The 18658-nt window shown below is 45.0% G+C and carries 14 protein-coding genes and 2 pseudogenes; 9 read left to right on the top strand and 7 right to left on the bottom strand.

What is annotated here, in order from left to right; genetic code table 11:
- Positions 1 to 97: 97 nt before the first annotated feature.
- On the bottom strand, positions 98 to 649 hold the full coding sequence (locus ACJJIY_RS18700) for an IS3 family transposase (RefSeq protein ID WP_444896847.1): 552 nt from the start codon (positions 647 to 649) through the stop codon (positions 98 to 100).
- A 289-nt stretch (positions 650 to 938) separates the two neighbouring features.
- On the opposite strand from ACJJIY_RS18700, the gene ACJJIY_RS18695 reads away from it, so the two are divergent.
- From ACJJIY_RS18695 to ACJJIY_RS18680, 4 genes and pseudogenes are all read left to right on the top strand, one after another.
- The gene (locus ACJJIY_RS18695; protein WP_444896848.1) at positions 939 to 1208 is read left to right on the top strand and encodes a hypothetical protein; all 270 of its coding nucleotides are present in this window, start codon (positions 939 to 941) and stop codon (positions 1206 to 1208) included.
- 740 nt (positions 1209 to 1948) lie between these two features.
- On the top strand, positions 1949 to 2239 hold the full coding sequence (locus ACJJIY_RS18690) for a hypothetical protein (RefSeq protein ID WP_444896849.1): 291 nt from the start codon (positions 1949 to 1951) through the stop codon (positions 2237 to 2239).
- 32 nt (positions 2240 to 2271) lie between these two features.
- Positions 2272 to 3222, top strand: a pseudogene (locus tag ACJJIY_RS18685) (IS5 family transposase).
- 895 nt (positions 3223 to 4117) lie between these two features.
- Complete coding sequence (locus tag ACJJIY_RS18680) at positions 4118 to 4459, top strand: hypothetical protein (RefSeq protein ID WP_445356167.1); 342 nt, start codon at positions 4118 to 4120, stop codon at positions 4457 to 4459.
- A gap of 643 nt (positions 4460 to 5102) precedes the next feature.
- On the opposite strand, the gene ACJJIY_RS18675 is transcribed toward ACJJIY_RS18680, so the two are convergent.
- The 5 genes and pseudogenes from ACJJIY_RS18675 to ACJJIY_RS18655 all read right to left on the bottom strand — a co-directional run bounded on the left by ACJJIY_RS18675 (position 5103) and on the right by ACJJIY_RS18655 (position 11812).
- Complete coding sequence (locus tag ACJJIY_RS18675) at positions 5103 to 5609, bottom strand: TlpA family protein disulfide reductase (protein WP_445356168.1); 507 nt, start codon at positions 5607 to 5609, stop codon at positions 5103 to 5105.
- A complete protein-coding gene (locus ACJJIY_RS18670; RefSeq protein ID WP_445358585.1) occupies positions 5609 to 7717 on the bottom strand; it encodes a TonB-dependent receptor plug domain-containing protein in 2109 nt (702 codons plus the stop codon). Before ACJJIY_RS18670 ends, ACJJIY_RS18675 begins: the two co-directional genes overlap by 1 nt.
- A gap of 263 nt (positions 7718 to 7980) precedes the next feature.
- Positions 7981 to 8159 (bottom strand): annotated as a pseudogene (gene csrA, locus ACJJIY_RS18665) (carbon storage regulator CsrA).
- A 678-nt stretch (positions 8160 to 8837) separates the two neighbouring features.
- Positions 8838 to 9434, bottom strand: coding sequence for a DUF4291 domain-containing protein (locus tag ACJJIY_RS18660; protein WP_444905624.1), 597 nt, complete (start codon positions 9432 to 9434; stop codon positions 8838 to 8840).
- 146 nt (positions 9435 to 9580) lie between these two features.
- Positions 9581 to 11812, bottom strand: coding sequence for a pre-peptidase C-terminal domain-containing protein (locus ACJJIY_RS18655; protein WP_445358584.1), 2232 nt, complete (start codon positions 11810 to 11812; stop codon positions 9581 to 9583).
- Between the two features lie 548 nt (positions 11813 to 12360).
- Here ACJJIY_RS18655 and ACJJIY_RS18650 point away from each other — a divergent pair.
- From ACJJIY_RS18650 to ACJJIY_RS18635, 4 genes are all read left to right on the top strand, one after another.
- On the top strand, positions 12361 to 12954 hold the full coding sequence (locus ACJJIY_RS18650; RefSeq protein ID WP_282933244.1) for a TetR/AcrR family transcriptional regulator: 594 nt from the start codon (positions 12361 to 12363) through the stop codon (positions 12952 to 12954).
- 74 nt (positions 12955 to 13028) lie between these two features.
- Positions 13029 to 14159, top strand: a complete 1131-nt coding sequence (locus ACJJIY_RS18645) for a methyltransferase (RefSeq protein WP_444896856.1) — start codon at positions 13029 to 13031, stop codon at positions 14157 to 14159.
- 303 nt (positions 14160 to 14462) lie between these two features.
- Positions 14463 to 15287 (top strand): transporter substrate-binding domain-containing protein, encoded by an 825-nt coding sequence (locus ACJJIY_RS18640; protein WP_282933242.1) that lies wholly within the window; start codon positions 14463 to 14465, stop codon positions 15285 to 15287.
- 146 nt (positions 15288 to 15433) lie between these two features.
- Complete coding sequence (locus ACJJIY_RS18635; RefSeq protein ID WP_444896857.1) at positions 15434 to 16321, top strand: SMP-30/gluconolactonase/LRE family protein; 888 nt, start codon at positions 15434 to 15436, stop codon at positions 16319 to 16321.
- Between the two features lie 6 nt (positions 16322 to 16327).
- Here the strand turns inward: ACJJIY_RS18635 and ACJJIY_RS18630 are convergent, their stop codons facing one another.
- Positions 16328 to 17710 (bottom strand): amidase family protein, encoded by a 1383-nt coding sequence (locus tag ACJJIY_RS18630; protein ID WP_444896858.1) that lies wholly within the window; start codon positions 17708 to 17710, stop codon positions 16328 to 16330.
- Positions 17711 to 17890: 180 nt separating this feature from the next.
- Here ACJJIY_RS18630 and ACJJIY_RS18625 point away from each other — a divergent pair, with 180 nt between their 5' ends.
- Positions 17891 to 18472, top strand: a complete 582-nt coding sequence (locus ACJJIY_RS18625) for an HAD family hydrolase (protein WP_444896859.1) — start codon at positions 17891 to 17893, stop codon at positions 18470 to 18472.
- Positions 18473 to 18658: the final 186 nt, after the last annotated feature.

Below are 18658 nucleotides of genomic sequence, written 5' to 3'. Positions count from 1 at the left end.
ATGTATTCTGCGTGAGTTGTAATAAGTAATATAGGCTCTCATATCGATTATGGCATACTCCCTTGCTGCATGGGATTTCCCGTTAACCACTCCCATTTCAGGCCACTAAAAAACGTTCAGCTGGCGCGTTGTCCCAACAATTTCCATTGCGGCTCATTGAGTATGCCATCCCATGCTGCTTGAACAGTGCTTGGTAAGTATAACTGGCATACTGACTACCTTGATCAGAGTGATGTAAAAAGCCTTTTGGCGGTGTACGCAAATTGGTAGCCATCAGCAACGCATGGCTTACCAAGGCAGTCTCCATCTGGCGACCTAGATGCCAACCAACAATCCGACGCGAATAAAGATCAATCACTACCGCCAAGTACAACCGGCCCTGCACAATCCAGATATACGTAAAATCAGTCGTCCAAAATTGATTTTTAACACTTGATGAGAATTCCCTATTCAGAAGATTATCTGCAATCGGAAGCTGGTGTTTGTTCTCTGTCGTCAACATAAATCGCTTCTTGCGTTTTACTGCCAAACCTAGCTTGTTAATGAGCCTACGCACTCGGTAACACCCAATTTCAAGGCCTTCTTTAGGGTTTCTTTCTCCATCCGCAATTGCTTGATTTCGTGTCGCAACCGACCCAATTCCGCTCACTCGCGGGCATCCCGCGTCGCCGGTTGTTGGGAGTGGTTCCTACAGTCTCTACGGACTTAGAAATCGAGTACCCTTGCTCAGAGACTAGGGCTACGGCGTCTTTCTTTAATTCCGGCTTGAACTGCCGATGTGCACCTTCTTTTGTCATATTTCACCCCGCTTGGTAGTTTTACTATCTTAGCGAAGTGTCTGGAAGTATTAGACCACTACAGGTTCAACCTGGTATAAAGCCACGTCAGGTGTTGCCCAGATTTTTGATGGCTTTGAATTAGGACTTGGAAAGGAAGCAATGGAGGTAAGTGAGCTGTGCAAGTCGCGAGCAAGAGAAGAGTTAGCCAATAAACTTGTAGGTGCTTTTGATTCTGCTGTAAAAATCTATAAAAGAGCTGATTCGAATGTTGTAGCTTTTGCTACTGTAGAGGCTGCTTCGAATCTTTCTTTTGCAGGTGCAAAAGCATTGTTTGGGATTCTAGCGGCCGCTATAGCCAATACAATGTTAGCAAGTATTCCAAGCTTAAATAAACAATATTATAGTGGGTCAACTATGCCCTTGAAGTAATTGTTAAAGAAAAGTGTGGTCAAAAAATAGGTTTCATATGAATTTTTTGAAAGATATTTTTTCTCGTGGGCCAAACTTCCGTAGTGCGAGAAGGATAGAGAAAACACTATCCGGCTCTAAACTTTCTTTCATGCCCCCCCCTCCAGCGGATCCATTTCCCTCTACTCAAAAATGGGAGGCAGAGACTGGGGAATTTGATATTTATAAGGCTAATATTTTTTGCCCAATTTCATACCGTTCGAGTGATAACTTGGACGATAAAGTCAAATTTCCAGATGTTACGTATCTAAGCGTTGGGGGTTTAAGGGGCTGCCCATTATAGGGGGGGATGGCGGTAAAGTTGGCCTAGTAGTTGCTGTTACTTCAATAGAGGATCTTCCAGTTAATGAAAGTTTATTTGATGCGAGAGTACTGACAAAAGAAGCATATCGCCGATATGAATTGAGAGACCTTCATAACTTTGATCCAGGTTTAAAAAGCGACCCATTTGATTTGACTCAATATCGATGGCCCAACTATTTGGGGCCTGTTAATTGCCAATAGATAAAGCAGGCTAATAAGAGTTGGTTGTACTCTGAAAGTCAGCCTTTGCGAAATAAGCTTGATAAAGTTAGCTGGCATACTGCACTTACAGATAAGCACTTTTTAAGTTTTAGTTTTAATATTGCTCGCTATGCATCGAATGACGGTAATGCATTTCGAGTATGTGAGCGTGTTTCGGGGGAAATTACATTGGGTTTGTGCAGCGTATTATAGATTCTTTAGATTTGAGTCTCACTTATGATTTATCTGAACGCCTTGTTCAAGTTCAGAGGCAGCCAGGAGCTAAAGATAAGCAGATATTATCCTTTACCCCCAAGCAAGTTAAAGATGCAAAGTATGTGATGAGAATGTGGAGTGATTCGGAATACACAGCTCCAGGTAAAAGGGATGATGAGGATCATAGAGCTTCTACTGATGAGGTTTCTAGAATCGTTGATTTGGGTATTAAACCTAGGGAACCTCTGAATAATTCCGAGCCAATTTGGTAGTATTCAGTTATCCGTCAAGGCTACGATAGATTATGCACCAAGTCACCTTTGCTGAAGCAGAATACAATCTAAAGCGCCGTATAACTCGTCGGGAAAAATTTCTTTCTCAAATGGAAGCCCTCATCCCGTGGCAGTGACTAGAAACTCAGATCACTCCTTGTAATCCCCGAGACAAACGTGGCCGACAACTATATTCATTGAGTATCATACTCCGTATTCATTGCATGCAGTTGTTTTACAATTTAAGTGACCCTTCCATGGAAGATGTGTTATATGAGATTGAATCTATGCGTAATTTTTCTGGATTGACTTTGAGCGGCCCAATTCCCGACGAAATAATGATTCTTAACTTTCGCCACTTACTGGAGCTGAATCAGCTAGGTACAGCCCTATTTGATGAAATCAATAAACATCTTGCTGAAAATGGCGTGGGACTGCGTGAAGGCACCATTGTAGATGCCGCTACTATCTCTACGCTAACTTCAACTATGAATAAAAAGAAAGAGCGTGATTCAGAAATGCATCAAACAAAGAAAGGCAATCAGCGGCACTTTGGAATGAAGATGTATATCGGGGTTGAAGACGTGCTCGGAGTAATACATCGCGTAGAAACAACAGCAGCGAGCTCACATGATGTCACAGCCGCAGAGCGAGTCCCCCACGGGGAAGAAGGAAGAGTCTGGGGTGATTCTGGGCACATTGGTGCGGAGAAGCGTGAAGAGTTGAAGGTGCGGGAGATGGATTGGCACATAGCAATGAAGCCGAGCAAGCTAAAAACTCTTCCAGGGCGTGATGTGCTACGTAAGGTAGAAAAGATCAAGGCACAGATAAGAGCGAAGGTAGAGCACCCCTTTCGCTATACTAAACGGGTATTTGGTTATGACAAGGTCCGCTATCGGGGACTGTTAAAAAATACTGAGCGGCTGTGCTTGCTAGCAGGTTTTACCAACTTACTAATAGGGAGAGAATACTTGGCCGCTTAGGGGGTGTGTCTGAAATTCGCCTACCGGGGTTTTCAGGTAAAAAATTAGGGAGCTATTGCGCGGAAATTAAGCGTATTTGCATAGAAAAGTGAGTTTTTTAAAACAATTCAGCTTAATTCTAGAAAAATGCTCCATTGATAAGAGGTTCCTTAGATGAAATATACAAAAGGTGTTTAATTTAATGGTTTGTTTATGCAAATCATGTAAGTCGATTAGTATTTCATATAGGATAATATACGCTATTCTATTTGGGTGGCGATTAAATTTTAAACGGTTGCCACCTAGACAAGAATTACTACTTGGTGTATGAGAGAAATGACGTTGTTAGCGTTTAAAACTTGTGCTTTCTGGTATTTGAAAGGGTGGACGTAGCATATCTCTATAGCTTCCTTGAAGTTTTATGAATTACTCTCTTTCATCAAATGATGGGAGCCGAAGGGAGTGGGCAATAACACACGGTACTTAGGGAGGATTCAGGAGAGTGATACCGGTATAGAAATGACATTTAGGGAAGTGTTGTGGCTTATGATTAAGTACGAGCGTGCTGTTTTTCGTCGTGATTGATTTAATAAAAAAGTAGGTAATTTAAACATGAAACTACCCTCTCCATGTTGCAAATAAAATTATATGACTAAAAAGGGATTTAGTAGCGGTCTTAACTGTATAGATAGTAAAAGTTGGGCTAGTGGCTGATGTTAGCTTTATTTGTCCTCTTTTAATTGTTCAGTTTAAGTAGTAAATAAGCCCCAATTCCCCTGCTGTAGTTGTGTACTTTTTAAAGAATATTTGTAAAAATCGATAGTGCTTAATAAGTTGATGGCTGGCGGCCATCTTACAATGGTTGCTATTCAACACGATGTCCGTGTATAACAAATTGCTAAATTTTGGTACAGATATGTTTAAGAAGGATTTTTTCATTGGTTTCTTAGTCTCTATCCTTGGAGTGGGCTATTCAGCTTCAACTCTCGCTGATATGTCAGGTGAAAAAGAGATTATAAGGATGGGCTGCCACCTTAATGATTCAACTTGTTATGTAACAATTGATGAGGTGGTAGGGCCGGAAGAATGTTCAAAGAATTCTGTTCGTTGGAGTAGTGATGCAGTAAATGGGCAAGAGACTTTAGCTCAGTTGATGGCTGCTTTTCATGCAAAAAAGAAGGTTAATTTTTACTTGGCTGATACGTGCCACTCAGGAGGGTACCCAACATTTGGTTACTTTTATGTTTCCAGCAATTAATCCCATTTGACACTTCACCCCCTGGATATTTTCACTTGACCCTTTCAGGGGGCTGATCAATTCACCCTGTCAGTGTAAATAGCTAATTCAGGTAATGCGGGTTGAGGTAATCACTAGTCTGTACAGGCAGATTCAATAGTAACCTGTTTCTAACATTGTGAGCCTTTCTAGAGTATGCTGTTTTTTGTGTCGGCATAAAGAGCCATTTTATTCATTTCATATCTTTTTTCCATTTGTCTTAACATCTTACTCGACGGTTTCTTTGGCTTTGGGTGTTTGCTCCGTCTTCGTGCTGACGCTGGACTTGACTACTAAAGTAACCATCAAAAACTGCTACTTGATCTGGTATTGGTTTTCTTAAGTAGGAAAAATTATGCGTGATTGTATAGGCTTCGTAGAAGGATCTGTTGGGAAGGCTTATTAGTGGGGGCTCGTGTTTTGATGTAGAAGAGGTGCTCCTCTTGCTTTCAGTTAATAAGCATGATCGTACTAATATTTAGTTGTGGTTTCTTTGGGGGGAAGTTCGGAGGTGATAAGTACTAGTTTTTGATGTCAATAATTAGGGGGCGATAGATGTGTCTATCAAGCTTGGCTGGTCGCTCTAATCACGGGGTTTTTCAAGTCTATAATTCATCTTTCTTGCTTAACCAGGTTGAAACGTAAAGCTACTTTCACATTTAAAACCAAAGCTCCTCTCCAAAATCGGTTGTAGTTTCTTATCCGGAATATACCCCCTTAGCCAGCTGAGAGGCTCTCCGCTGGAGGCTATAAGGAAACTAAATGGAGTTCCGGGAGTTTCGCCCAGTACTTTTTGAAGCTGTGTGCTCGCTTGAAGCATGGGGAATTCCGGGCGTAGCTTTCGATATTCGGCCAGTAGGGCTTTTCGGGAGCCATTGATACCTAGAGCGATGGGTTGAAACTGTTGGGAGCACTTGCTAGTAAGCCGGTTGATTGTTCGAACCTGGCGAAAGCACCAGGGGCAGTCAGGTTCAACCAGTAATATCAGGCTGGGTTTCCCTTTGAATTGCTGCAGGTTGATACGCTCGGGGCCGGCGAGGCTGCGCAGTTCAAAATCGTAAAGGGAAATGGCAGCTTCTGTTGCGCCAGCAGGCGCGAACAGAAGTGTGATTAGTGCGAGCCAGGTTCGCATTACAGGTTCCAGTCGAAACCCAGGTAATATTCACGCCCTCGGAGCGGGCCGTAGATATAGGCTACGTCGTAGGCACCACTGGCATCCCAGAATAGAGGGCTCTCACCTTCCTCAACCTGGGTGTAATCTGTCAGGTTGTTTCCGCCCAGATAAAGGCTCAGGTTTTCAGTGACGTCAAAGGTTAATTTAAGATCTACTGTCCAATAGGCGTCTGCGCTCGTGCTTTTTAAACTGGAGTCGCCCAACTGGTTGAAACCTTCGTAGCCAAATTCATCCAAGTCCCGGGAGCCCACCCAGGTAGCGCTGGCGTATAGCATCCAGTAGTCGGCTTTGTAATCCAGATTAAATAGTGCACGCTGCTCTACTGGAGTAATGGCAAAAGATTCCCGGAAAACATCGTCGTAATCATAGGTCTCCAGTGTGCCACCGATAGTCAAATTTTCGGTCAGCGCGTAGCCGAGAGTGATATCGGCAGCACCTACGGAGGCGCTTTCCTGCATCTGGGTAAGTAGTGGTACTCCATCTTCGGTTTCGCTCAGTGCTGCGAGGTTATCTACTTCGGTAAATGCCAGAGACAGGGTGCTGTTGAGGCGTTCTCCCTCGAAGCTCAATGCATAAGTTGCGGATAGAGATTTTTCAAGGTTTTCGATCTCGATGGCAAAGCCGTCACCGGCATCAAGAATGCCGTGATCTGTTTCGAAAAAGGATAGGGGGGCTCGGTATCCTCGTCCCAGCGCTACCCGGGAGGTCCACTGATCGTCGTGCAGATAGCGAAGGTCTATACGCGGGGCCACCACCGTTTCATCGATCTCGGTACCGGGTTTTTGCTCGGCGACAAAGTCGGCTTTGGCGTTGTCCACTCGTATGGCCAGTGCCACTTCAAGATCCGGTGAAACGGTCCAGGTGTCCTGTATGTAGAGGCCGGTAGTTTGGTAGTCGAAACTGTCTTCGATGTAATTATCGCTTTCTTCCCCTGCGACAGAGTCGGAACGCATGGATTCATCGCGAAGATCGACACCAAATGTGAGCATGTGCTGATCGTTAAGGATCAAATTGTTGCGCAGGTCGAAGTAGTTGAGTGTGTCTGTAGCGGTGTAATCGAAGCCTTCGTAGAAGGAGTCCTGCTTGTGCTCAGACCAGGCGACAGTAAACAGCGTGTTATAGGTTTCGCTGAATTCGTGGAGCCAACTTGAGGAAATTTCACTGCGAGTGGTGGAGATCCATTCGGTGGTTTCCCAGGGTTTGCCAATGTATTGCTGCCGTACATCGTCGTCGACAAACAAGTGGTCAGATTCCACACCATCGTAGCCTTGCAGGACGGAACCAATGCTGTATCCCTGGGGGCCGCCAAAAATACTGGAGTCGGTATAGGCTGTGCGCAGTACCACGTTGTCCCGCTCACCCAGGTCATGGGAGAGGCGAACTACATAACTGGTGTTCTCTTGCAGCGGTGCTTCGCTAACACCGTTGTCATCATTGTCCATCTGGTGGTGCTTATCATCCTGAATGACCAGCGATGTACGGGTGCGTTCATCATCGCTTACATAGCCGCCCATCATGCCTAGGAAATAGCTGTCGTTGTCCTCCATAGAGGCATTGATGTTGAGGCCGGTTTCCTCGACTTCCTTGGAGATGACATTGATGGTTCCTCCGATCGCTTCGGGTGCGAGCAGCGATGCTCCCGCACCTCGGGCCACTTCGATACGAGAGACACCCGTTGTGGCCAGTGCATCCACTGCGTAATAGCCAGCCATCATGGTGTGAAGAGGAACGCCGTCGGTGAGGATGGTGGAATGCTCACCGCGCATACCGTTCAGCATTATTCGTTTAACCCCGCACATGGAGCACTCATTGGAAACCCGAACACCGGGGGACTTTTCAATAGCGTCAGTGAGGTTAACTGCCTGTAGGGATTTGATCAGGCTTTCATCAACAACCTCAGTTTTCTGGATTGCATCCAGCAAGGCTCCGCGCTCATAGAGGCGCTGGCGCAGACCGATTACTACGGTTTCCTCCATTACAGTGGGCTGATCTGAAGGAGTTTCATTGGCAAGGGAGGCGGGTACTGCGGCTGCGAGAGCGGTAGCTAGCAGGGTTTTGCGAAACATGAGAGGACTTCCAGCAAGTAAACTGCTGAGTATGATAATGATTCGCATTTGCGGATCAAGTGGGCAAAGGTGGTAGTTTTAGTGGCTTTGGATTTAGCGGGCCAGGATGTAAGGGCGCTAACTTAGATGGGATACTCAAGGAGTCTATGGATTTCTTTTGGGCTGGCTTAGTGAGTTGCTCTTTGTGGAAGAGCTGGAAAGCCTTGGCCGATAGAGCGAGGTTGAGGCCCGCTGTGGGCCCTCATTTAAGGGGAAGTTGATTCTCAGCGTTTTTTGTTGCTGAGTTTCTGCTCCCTTTGAATACGAATATAAATTTCTTCGCGGTGAACTGCTAGGGATTTGGGGGCATGGATCCTTGGTTGCCCTTAACCTCCAGTACTTTGAGTGAGATGTCTGTTCCAATTCTTAGGTTTTCACCAGTCCGACGCTTCAAGATCAACATATTTTGTCCTACTGAATTTCAAGCTATTTTTTTGGCTCCGAAACCGGAAGGCTTAGAAAGACGTGATTGCAGGAAGGGCAGGGAGGAGCGCGAGAACGGTAAGCATGAAAGAAGAAAAGGCGGGCACTACGCTCCCAGAGCTTGGGAAATCGCTCCAAACTACTGGATCTTCTCGACTTTATTGAAGACGAGCGGGTTTCTAGCGTACTATGCATATAGCCACTTTGATACTGTGATTATCAAGTTGGTTAGCTGGCCCCTGGTGTTGGTAGCACCTTGGGTCAGCGCCTTTTACTTACTTTTATGTCACGCTACCGTTCTCCTTTGAGAAATGAGTCTTGGATTTGTTTGAATCAACGACCCTTAAAGAACTGCTGGGTAAGACTCTAATTCCGATAAATATTCATCAATTTTACGCAGCTTTGACACTAAAACAAACTTAATAAAATCCAATAAGATCATTTTAGTGCCTATATTTTTTGTGTTTGTTTGAAAAGTCTACAGCTGGCTGTTGTATTTCTGGGGAGAAGGATAACACTGCTAGTCATTCTCTATATTGATTTTTAAAAGTAATAGCATCAGTTCAATTGAGCCCCATTTGCTGACCAAAATTTTCATCGCACTTTTCGATTTTTGGATGTGTCATAGGGGCTTAACGTTGGTATTGGCCGTGCAGATTTACATTTCCAATCTTTCTATTAATGAAGTACTTAAGGAGTATTCAACCTCTGAGGGAAGAAGATTTTCCGCTTGCTCAAATTCTCTAGCTTTGACTAGTTGGTGAATTCTGTGGGCGCTTTCAGTTACATCAGTAATTTTCTGAATCCATTCGTTAACGTAAAGCATTACAGCTTTATTCGATAGCCCAATCTGAATAGCTCTGTGAGGAAGGGGTTCCAGATCTAGATTTCGTTCAGGGTCCCATTGAATACGGACAGGTGTAGCTCTTTTAGCTTCCAACCATGCTTCTTTCGTTGGGTATTGATCGGTTTGGTGGCTAAGCAGGCTATTCTGTAAGGCCCATTCAAATCCTTCTCTAGTGATATCTATCGCCAGAATGCGGTTTTGTCCGCTGTCTTTTTCTCCCCAACCCGAACGATACATCATCCATAGGAAAGAGGGTTTAATCCAAGTCATACGTTCCATTTTGAATGGTGGGCATACAAAAGTTCCGTTTTCTAGGGCGGAATTTGCAATGGCTGTGTTGTATGCTTGGTAGACGCGAATGGTGTGATTATTAAAGCTAGCGCGGATCTGGCGCGTTGGGATAGTCATTTCTTAACCTCTAAATACATACTGTAATGTTACAAGTGGTTAAGTTTTTAGTAAAATTCTATGCAAATTTACTCCTCAAGAGGAGTAGTAGAGTCCGATGATATAACGAAGCTCTACTACCAAATTATTAGTTAATTATTCATGCTTCAATAATCAGCACTAATCCAAACATTTTCAAAGTCGGTATAACCATAGATGGTAATATACCAAGTGCCCGATTGAGGAGCGTTCAAATCTATGGATTCATAGTTGCCCCAGTTTTCAGAAGCGTAGTCGGCATTTGATTCAGTGGCGGGTTCACCGTGCTTGATGTAGAGATCTGCATCACCAACGGAGTTGAATAGAGCTGCGCCCGTAGCTACAGAAAGCTGGGTCGCTCCTTCAGGAACTTCAATCTTAAACTCTAATTGATCTCCTGCATGGCCATTCAGGTCAGAGATAACCTCGCCGGGGATTAAAAATTCATCAGTAGATGATTCAGTAAAAGAGCCGACCAGGGATACCTGATCGAAGTCTGTATAGCCGTGGAGCATGACATGCCAGATTCCGGGAGTTGGGTTTGCTATAGCAACGGACTCCTCATTGCCACCTAAATAGGGCCGATAATCATAGACCGATTCAGTTGGTCTGCTAGCAAAACGAATATAGAGATCCGCATCGCCACTACCACCGGTTATCTCAAATGAAAGGTCGCTGGCATTTTCCGGTACTGTGATGGTGTAGAACAACGACTCTCCTGCACTGGCATTAAGACCGCTGACAGGTTTCTGATTAACCAGAATATTGTCGGACTGATCAGCCAGGGTTACCGTTGCCGTTAAATCTACACCCTCGAAGGAGCGTTCGATAGGAGACAGTAATATGTACCAGCGGCCGGTTTCCGGCGAAGTGATCTCAATATCTTCAATATTACCGCTATTTTCAGAACTGAAGTCAAAATCGGCTGGGGTAGGTTGGCGATTATAGGCCACGTACATATTCATTTCACCGCCCAGTTCATCGCCTGAATTGTCAGTAATAACTGTCAGGGTTTGAGCATTTTCGGGCACGTCAATATGGAATACTTTTTCGCCTTTGCTACTTAAGTTCTCTCGCGTTTTTGATGGGAGGAGAGTTAGCTCTGCCTCCTCATCACAAACTAATGAAATACCGCCTTTAGCGGGGCTGAAGCTAATGCTCCCTTCATTAAGATAAGAATCAATTAATTCAAGCGCTTCGCAGGAGTAGACATCGAGGAGATTGTCCGTAACATCAATATCAGTTAAGAAATGTCGATCCATTACCCACTCGAATTGCGCAGTATCCAAGTAGTTGCCGGCAATATTTAACGTTTCTAGACGTTTAGGTAATTCGGGTAACTCTGTGAGGTTTTCATTAACAGCGGTTAAGTGCTTTAAGTATCGGAATACGTGAATACCTTGCAGTGACTGGATTTCCCCGTTGCCAGGAGTGCGAATTTCTTCAATGCTTGCTGCTTCCAGGCTGTCAATTTCACCATCGTTGTTTGTGTCGAAATAGGACGTCAAATATGACTTGAATGCAGGGTCAGGAATATTAATATTGATCGTGCCATAGTGCGATGCTGCTGCAACCTGATCACCGCCGCCCAAGTCGATACGCTGGGCCATTATACGGCTGAAGTGCTCATAACCCGATTTAGGGATAATAGTCTCTTGCCCATTAACCGAAAATGCACGTGATGGATAGTGCATTACAGACAGGAAGTCATAGTTACTGTAGTTGTGGGTTTGCCGTATATCAAAATTGTGGACATACTCGGGTTTAATATTATCCTCAATGATTTCGACATATTCATCACGATCAGATCGCTGATGTTCATGCCTCATACCAATAACATGACCCAATTCATGGACAATAATGTACTTGGTATCCCAGTTGTTCATGCTGAAGAATTGCCCGCCGCCAGTCTTTCCAACCATGGAGCGGTTTTCAGTTCCGTTTCTTACGTGAACGTAGTCAGATTGATCAGTGCGTCTTAAAAATTGTAAGTCTGCAATTTCTTCCCAGACTTTGGTGGCGTCGATAAAACGCTGTTGATTTTCTTCAGTGACACTATCGTAAAAGTCGTAATATATGATTCCATCAGGCCACTTATTCGCTGATATTTCAACAGCGGACATAATGCTAACTTGACCGGAATCCTCTTGAACTGGCTCCAGCATATCTCCGGTCAGCTGGTATAGCTTGCCATCAATAATGACTTGGCTCGATTTGGGTTGCTCTTCCAATTGAGCAAACTCATTGCCGGTGTAGCTTGGTATCGTTATATCTACAGCCTGGCTGTATGCCATTGCAGACTGAAAAGTTAAAGTTAGGGTTGCTGAAATTCCCAGTGTGGTACTGGTAAATAGTTTCATTTTCATGTTCCTGCTTTGAAAATGTTTTTAAAGTTTTGCCAAACTTTTATCCATAAATAGTCGAGTAGGAGGCATGTCTGATTAACTCTGGCAACAAGTTAAATCAGGATGAATATGCCGCCGCGCGGGAGAATACCGATGTTTGGATTTGAGGTCGATAGGTGGTTTTAAGTTGATTCAGAATGCGAGATTTGATTCGTGGCATTTCTGGAAGGGCGAACTCACGAACGAGATAAAATGTAGAGGATGACTATCAATTTTCGAATGTATATCTTGGTGTTATTAGCAATACTTGTGTTCTGAATATTAGAGATCACCCAGGTGCTTTGTTAGCTGGGTAAATAGTGCCAGATCCAAATCCACTTGCTCTAAACTACGAATATCTTCGAGACAATTTCATATGAATGAGTGGGGTCGCATCCAGTTTGGGGATATAGGGCCACGTCAACCCGTCGTACAAACCCCTCAAATTGAACAACAAATAGCCTGGAAGGCAGTAGGGTACCCTGTTAGCCTCTCCTGCAAGCTAGATAGGAAGGAGCGGGCCTATGCAGGAGTCGGATGTTGCCAATCGGCTTATCGATGCGGCGCGAGAGTGCTTTTTGAACGATGAGTACCAACGGGTCACAACTCGCCAGATTGCTGCTAAGGCTGGAGTGGCGGTATCGATGATTCGATATTACTTCGGTAGCAAGGATGGCCTCTATGAAGATATGATCCGCCAAACCCTTCTGCCATTGATCGAGGCCGTAGAGCAACTCAGCCTTGATGGCGATTGGGATTTTGGAGATTTCTTTGCCCTTTACTACTCCACCATGCAAGAGAATCCCAAGTTTCCGGCTCTGATCCTGAAAGTCATGGCCCTTAATCAAGGGCCGGGGAAAAATGTGATCCGTCAGCTCCTGGAGCGGGGGCGTCAAAGGGGGTCTCGGCGGTTAGCTGAAATTAAGGGTGAAGAAGCTGAACCTGAAGACCCCAAGTATGATTTACTCAGGATTTCATTTGTCAGTTTGGCTATGTTGCCGATGTTGGCCAAACCCGTCCTGGAAGAGCAAATGGGGCACGTTATGGACCCCGATTTCTTAAAACAGCTTGCAGAGTTTAATGGCCGACTTCTGAAGTCAGGTTTGCAAAGCTTATAGCGATAAGGCCTCAGCAAGTTGAGGCCGGTCTCTTATATCTATTTTTAATCAGATGTTATTTCTGAGGAGTTCTTATGCCCCAGTCAATGCAAAGAAATAGAGCCGTAAATTGGGTCTTTCAGCGCGCTTCTAATATGATTAATAGTATTTGTAATATTCCTAATGCTCTGATGCCGCCGCCATTTCGGATAATGCAAATTGGATCATTATTTTGGCAGTCTAGATGTCTGTATACGGCTGTCCGATTAAATATAGCTGATCATATTAACAGTGAAGTCGTTCCAGTAGAAAAACTGGCAAATGATTGTAATGCAGATAAAGAGCATCTATATCGATTGATGAGGATGTTGTGTGCAATGGGGATTTTTAAGGAGGTAAAAGCAAGGCACTTTTCGCACAATCGAAACTCTGAAGTGTTGCGCAGTGATGCCAGTAACAGCGTAAGAAGCATGGTGCTTATGCATAACTCCCCAGAATTCAGCAAGCCTTGGTTTAATGGGTTTGAAGATCATATTAAAGATGGGAGTGTGCCTTTTGAAGGTGTTTATGATCAGGAAATGTTTGATTATATGAATGATCATCAATCTGTGAGCACGCTGTTTTCGGACGCTATGGATACCGTTGATAATCTTACCGGGCTACAGTATTTACAAGATTTTGATTGGAGCAGGTTTGATAGGATTATTGACTTGGGTGGGGCAAAAGGCAGCAAAAGTGCGAGTGTCCTCTCTTCATATAAACACATGACGGCGATGGTGGTCGACAGGAATAATGTTGAGGGGACGGCAAGAGAGTACTGGAAAAACTCATTGAGTGATTCAGTTGAAGAGCGATTGGACTTCTTCCCGGCAGATATTATTAACGATAGGCTGCCGGTAGCTAATAGTGATAAGGATATCTACTTGTGTACGGCCGTTTTTCACTTGCTGAATGACAGTAAGGCAAAGCGACTCCTCAATAATATTTACTCTGCCATGCAAGGGAAAAATGCTACGCTCGCCATTGTTGACGCAGTATTACCTGAAAAGGGCGCAGACCTTAATTTGGCTGCCATGGACATGCAGATGTTGATGGGAACTCGTGGGCGGGAGCGAACGTTGAGTGAATGGAACCAACTCTTTAGTGATAGTCCTTTCTACTTGGTGGAGACAGTTTCCGTGCGTACCTTTGCAAAACTGATGGTGTTGAAAAAGAGAAAGGGTTAGGTGCTAAGCAGTAAGTGGGTGTCAACAAGCGCAATGTTAGTAATTATGAAAATGAAAAAACATTGCGCTTATTGTATTGGTGGCACGAATAGTCCGCTTATCAATTATAGATACGCCAGCAAGCCAATATCCTTAGTAGCTTAAAGTGCAGTATCACCTGTATTGGTTTTATATACGCCTATATTTACCTATAGCCTCTTTCTGCTAGTCGACTAAGGTTTCGGCCTTTGGTGTCTCAATGGATATTACAGAATTACTTAGGGGGCTCTGAGCCAATATATTTGAAATTACTGGATCTTAGCTATGTATCTAGTGTCCCGTCTAATAGGCAGCTTGCTAGTTTTATCGGTTATTTATGTGGGGTATGTTTGGGCTGATCTTGAGGACCGAGAGCTCGTTGCTGGGGTTACTTATGATATTCCAGGGTTGGCGTATAGAGAACCCTCTTCTGGCGCGATAGAAGGCTTTGAGCCTGACCTGGTTAGGGCAATTGGGGAGAAGTTATTTGGCGGCCCTGGCTATATAAGGCTAACCCGTGTGCTGGATGAGGATCGTATAAAGGCACTTGAAGACGGAAGAGTGGATATGGTGGTATCCCAGTTTACCATCACTCCAGAGCGCGAAGAAAAAGTGGACTTTTCGATTCCTTATTACGTTACGGGGGAGGGTTTACTGGTCCATAAAGATAGTGATATTGAGAGTTTTATCGATCTGGAAGGTAAGATAATTGCTGTTACTAAAGGCTCACTTTCCCTGAAAAGAATGCGTGCTGTCCTGCCGTCATTGGAGGGGGCCAGATTGGTTGTAGCGCCCACAAGCTCAGCAACTTTAGAGGCTGTTCAAAGTGGAAATGCTGATGCTGCCTCCAACGACATTATTAACCTGGTACTTTTGCGTAAGGCATCAGCCTATCCGACTTTATATCGTCTGGTGAATATTAGTGGAGACTTCCCCCCAAAACCCTTTGGTATCGGTGTTAAGAAAGGGAATAAGGAACTGCTCGAGCGACTAAATGCTGCTCTAGAAAGCCTAAAGGAGAGTGGGGAGATCAATAGAATGCTGGATAAGGCCGTTTCCAGTGTGGGGTCAGAGAATGACCCTGATGATACCTTCAGCGGCTCACAGTAGAGTAGTTGCAGAACTATCCGTACAGATAAAGTCTAATTAGGGGCGATATGACTACTAAACCCCCCAGTGTCTTCTCTTCTCTGCTTTTCAGCTCAGTCCTTTTCTTGGCTATTACTTACAGCAATTATCTACTGGGGAATTCCCCGATGCAGGCTACCCATTCGATCTTGGTGGAAACGGATGCACATGAGGGGCTTGTTTATGTACCCTCCCAGAAACGTCTCTACTTCACCAGTGTTCCAGATTTAGAGATTGAGAATCCACAAATATCGATCCGTTACTACGACTTTATTACTGGAGAAGTTGTAACCTGGAAGCACCGAAGCAATATGGCAAATAGCATGTGGCTTAGCAATGACGGTGAACATTTATTGGTTGCAGAGCAGGGGAAAGGAGTAACCCCGGGCGCTATCAGCCGCATAAGCCTTTCAGACGGTCAACGAGAAGTGCTTGTAGATGCCTATAAAGGCAAGCCATTTAATTCACCCAATAAAGTTGTACAGTCACCCTCTGGCTGGATCTACTTCACCGATCCAGATTATGGCTACAACCAAGGCTTCAAGCCTGAGCCAATGTTAACGCCAGCTGTCTATGCTTTTGATCCTTCAACAAAAAAGTTAATTCGCTTGTCAGCGGAGTACATGATGCCTCATGGGTTGGCAATCTCTCCAATAGGCAACCAAATTTATATTGGTGATACTGCAGCTATCGATGGAAAGAATCCTTACAACCCCAAAAAAACAAAAGACATTTATGTAAGCGCTTTGCCATCCCCGGAAAAATTGGAAGAGAAGCAATGGGTTTTGTCGGTACCAGTAGGGATTCCTGATGGTTTTATTGTTACTGGCCCCAAAAATGATCTGTGGGTGGCGGCAGGTGACGGGCTGCGACACTATCGAGAGAACGGCTCCCTGGTTAATCTTTACCCTGTTCCCGGCGGCGTGTATAGCGTAGCAACTGACGGTAAAGCAATTTATTCATCAAGTAACACCGCTATATGGAAGACAATTCCCCGAGGGGAAGAGGGGGGATAGTTCCTCTTACTTTTGGAGTGTTAGTACCTGTTCGAGCTGTCTAGCTACGGCAAGTAGTGCCAAATCCGCTCCAGGTAACCCATCTATCTCCAGGCCCACCGGTAATCCATTGGTGCCAGGCCCGATGGGGATGCTGATGCTTGGGGCACCGGTAACTGGTGCGGAGACATTGTTGTATATCAGTGTGTCCAGGGTGGGGAGTGTCTGTCCATTTAGCTCCAGTTGGTATGAGGATGTTTCCAGGGATTGCGCTTCGATTGGCGCAGTTGGAAATACGATCGCGTCCAGTTGATGCTGCTGGATAATCTTCGAATAGCTGTCGCGCACAGCAGGCAATTTCTTTAAGGCCGCTTGATAGGCTGAGTCTGACGGTGACTTAGGGCCGAGCACTGATTCCTGATAGACCGCTTTCACATCCTCACTCTTGATCATTGCTACCAAACCCTCTAGTTGAGTTTGTGGTTGATAATTCGCCAGAAAATGCCCCATGGCTGTCCGCATCTGATGAAACCCGACGGGAAATCCGATTTCGAGAGCGGCGCTGACTATTGGCGAAAGGTCTACTTCTACCAGGTCTACTCCGGCATCAATAAGGGTACTGATTAGAGCCCTGAAAGACTGGTTTACTCCAGGTGAGAGGTTGTCAAATAGAGGGTGGGCAAGCCCCAAGCGCAACTGATTGATCGGCTTGCATTGGGGTACGGAGACCCCTGTCATCACTTCAAACAGATAGATGGTATCTTCGACACTAACAGCCATAGGGCCGATTGTGTCAAATGCTGGCACAGAGGGTACGACTCCTTGGCTGCTAAGGCTGCCAGTTGAAGGGCGAAAGCCAACAATACCAGTTAACGCCGCGGGTAATCTGACGGAGCCGGCGGTATCGGTGCCGAGGCCAGCGGGCACAATCCCCGCGGCTACAGCAACAGCGGTGCCCCCCGATGAACCGCCGGGGAAGCAAGCGATGTCCCACGGATTCCTTACGGCACCAAATGCAGCGTTATTGGAGGTTGCACCAAAGGCGAGTTCATGTAGATTGGTCTTCCCAACCACTATGGCCCCACATCCCTCGAGTCGCTCAACTACTGGGGCAGAGGACTTCGGCAGAAAGTTCATGCCAAGGGTCCCAGCAGTGGTATGCATACCCTTTACATTGATATTGTCTTTAACAACGATGGGGATACCGGCAAGGGGCCTACGGTGGCTACCGGAGGCCAATTCCCTGTCAATGCATTTGGCTTTTTGAAGGGCGCCATGCCGATCGAGGCAGATGAAAGCATTGAGTTCGGAATGAGCAACTGCATTGTCACAAGCTTCTTCAATCAGTGATACTGCGCTAATCTTTCTTGCGAGCACCATCTCCACAAGCTCATGAAGGGAAGTCGTCATAGTTTGCTTACTAGCTTCTGATTGTACTTGGGATCTTAGATCATAGAGAGGAAGAAAGTAGGACGATAAGAATGATATTGGCTAATTTGATAGCACTAGCCTTGGTCTCACCGAGGTGTATCTGATGGTGAGGAGTGAGCAGCGCGTTTCTGGCCGTTGAAAATATGAGGGTTATGGGTTTTGAAAGTTGATGTATTACTGTTTGATCTCGGCGGCGTACTAATAGAGCTAAAAGGCCGTCCATTACCAACCGGTAAAGCGCCTGTGACTGATGTTATTATCTCCGGTCCGGTAAGGCAGTTTGAGAGAGGAGAAATCACCACAGAAGAATTTGCAAACGCTTTAAAGTCTCAATTGGAAATAGAGGAATCGATAGAGACGATAATCGATCATTTCACAAACTGGCCTACGGGATTCTATCCAGGAGCAATTGAATTACTCAGTTCTCTAGAGAAAAATTACAGAGTGGCCGCATTGACAAATACCAATGAACTTCACTGGCCACGCATCACTCATGAATTTAATGCACATAACTATTTGGGCCCAATATTCGCTTCCCACCTTATAGGTATGGCAAAGCCCGATGAAGCATTTTTCAAGCATGCGCTTGAGCAGCTGGAAGTCGAAGCCAGTAGTGTTGTGTATATGGATGATATCTCTAGAAACGTAGAGGTGGCGAATAAGGTGGGTATGACTGCGTTTCATACCAAGGGTTTTGATTCGGTGTTGGAAGTGATAGAACGTTTAAATATTCAAAAATAGATTTTTGGCAGTAAGAAAGGTTAGAGGTATAACAGATTATTGTGTAGAGGTAGTTTCTTGGCCTTTAAAATCTACTTAAGCCATCCAGGCATGCCTGCCCTCAAGTTGCTCCCTCTTTCTAAATATTAATCTTCAGGAGCTTACTCGCAGTTCACGGCTAAGATCATTCGAATGTTGGTTAGACTA

This window comes from Microbulbifer maximicatervae (SeqCode), assembly GCF_052468155.1.
This window is presented reverse-complemented; position numbering and strand designations above follow the sequence as displayed.

Excerpts from the sequence above, each read along its gene's own strand:
- ACJJIY_RS18640 (WP_282933242.1), top strand. The coding sequence starts at position 14,463 with ATGTATCTAGTGTCCCGTCTAATAGGCAGCTTGCTAGTTTTATCGGTT.
- ACJJIY_RS18630 (WP_444896858.1), bottom strand. The coding sequence starts at position 17,710 with ATGACGACTTCCCTTCATGAGCTTGTGGAGATGGTGCTCGCAAGAAAG.
- ACJJIY_RS18680 (WP_445356167.1), top strand. The coding sequence starts at position 4,118 with ATGTTTAAGAAGGATTTTTTCATTGGTTTCTTAGTCTCTATCCTTGGA.
- ACJJIY_RS18635 (WP_444896857.1), top strand. The coding sequence starts at position 15,434 with ATGCAGGCTACCCATTCGATCTTGGTGGAAACGGATGCACATGAGGGG.
- ACJJIY_RS18655 (WP_445358584.1), bottom strand. The coding sequence starts at position 11,812 with ATGAAACTATTTACCAGTACCACACTGGGAATTTCAGCAACCCTAACT.
- ACJJIY_RS18695 (WP_444896848.1), top strand. The coding sequence starts at position 939 with ATGGAGGTAAGTGAGCTGTGCAAGTCGCGAGCAAGAGAAGAGTTAGCC.
- ACJJIY_RS18670 (WP_445358585.1), bottom strand. The coding sequence starts at position 7,717 with ATGTTTCGCAAAACCCTGCTAGCTACCGCTCTCGCAGCCGCAGTACCC.
- ACJJIY_RS18650 (WP_282933244.1), top strand. The coding sequence starts at position 12,361 with ATGCAGGAGTCGGATGTTGCCAATCGGCTTATCGATGCGGCGCGAGAG.
- ACJJIY_RS18645 (WP_444896856.1), top strand. The coding sequence starts at position 13,029 with ATGCCCCAGTCAATGCAAAGAAATAGAGCCGTAAATTGGGTCTTTCAG.
- ACJJIY_RS18675 (WP_445356168.1), bottom strand. The coding sequence starts at position 5,609 with ATGCGAACCTGGCTCGCACTAATCACACTTCTGTTCGCGCCTGCTGGC.
- ACJJIY_RS18660 (WP_444905624.1), bottom strand. The coding sequence starts at position 9,434 with ATGACTATCCCAACGCGCCAGATCCGCGCTAGCTTTAATAATCACACC.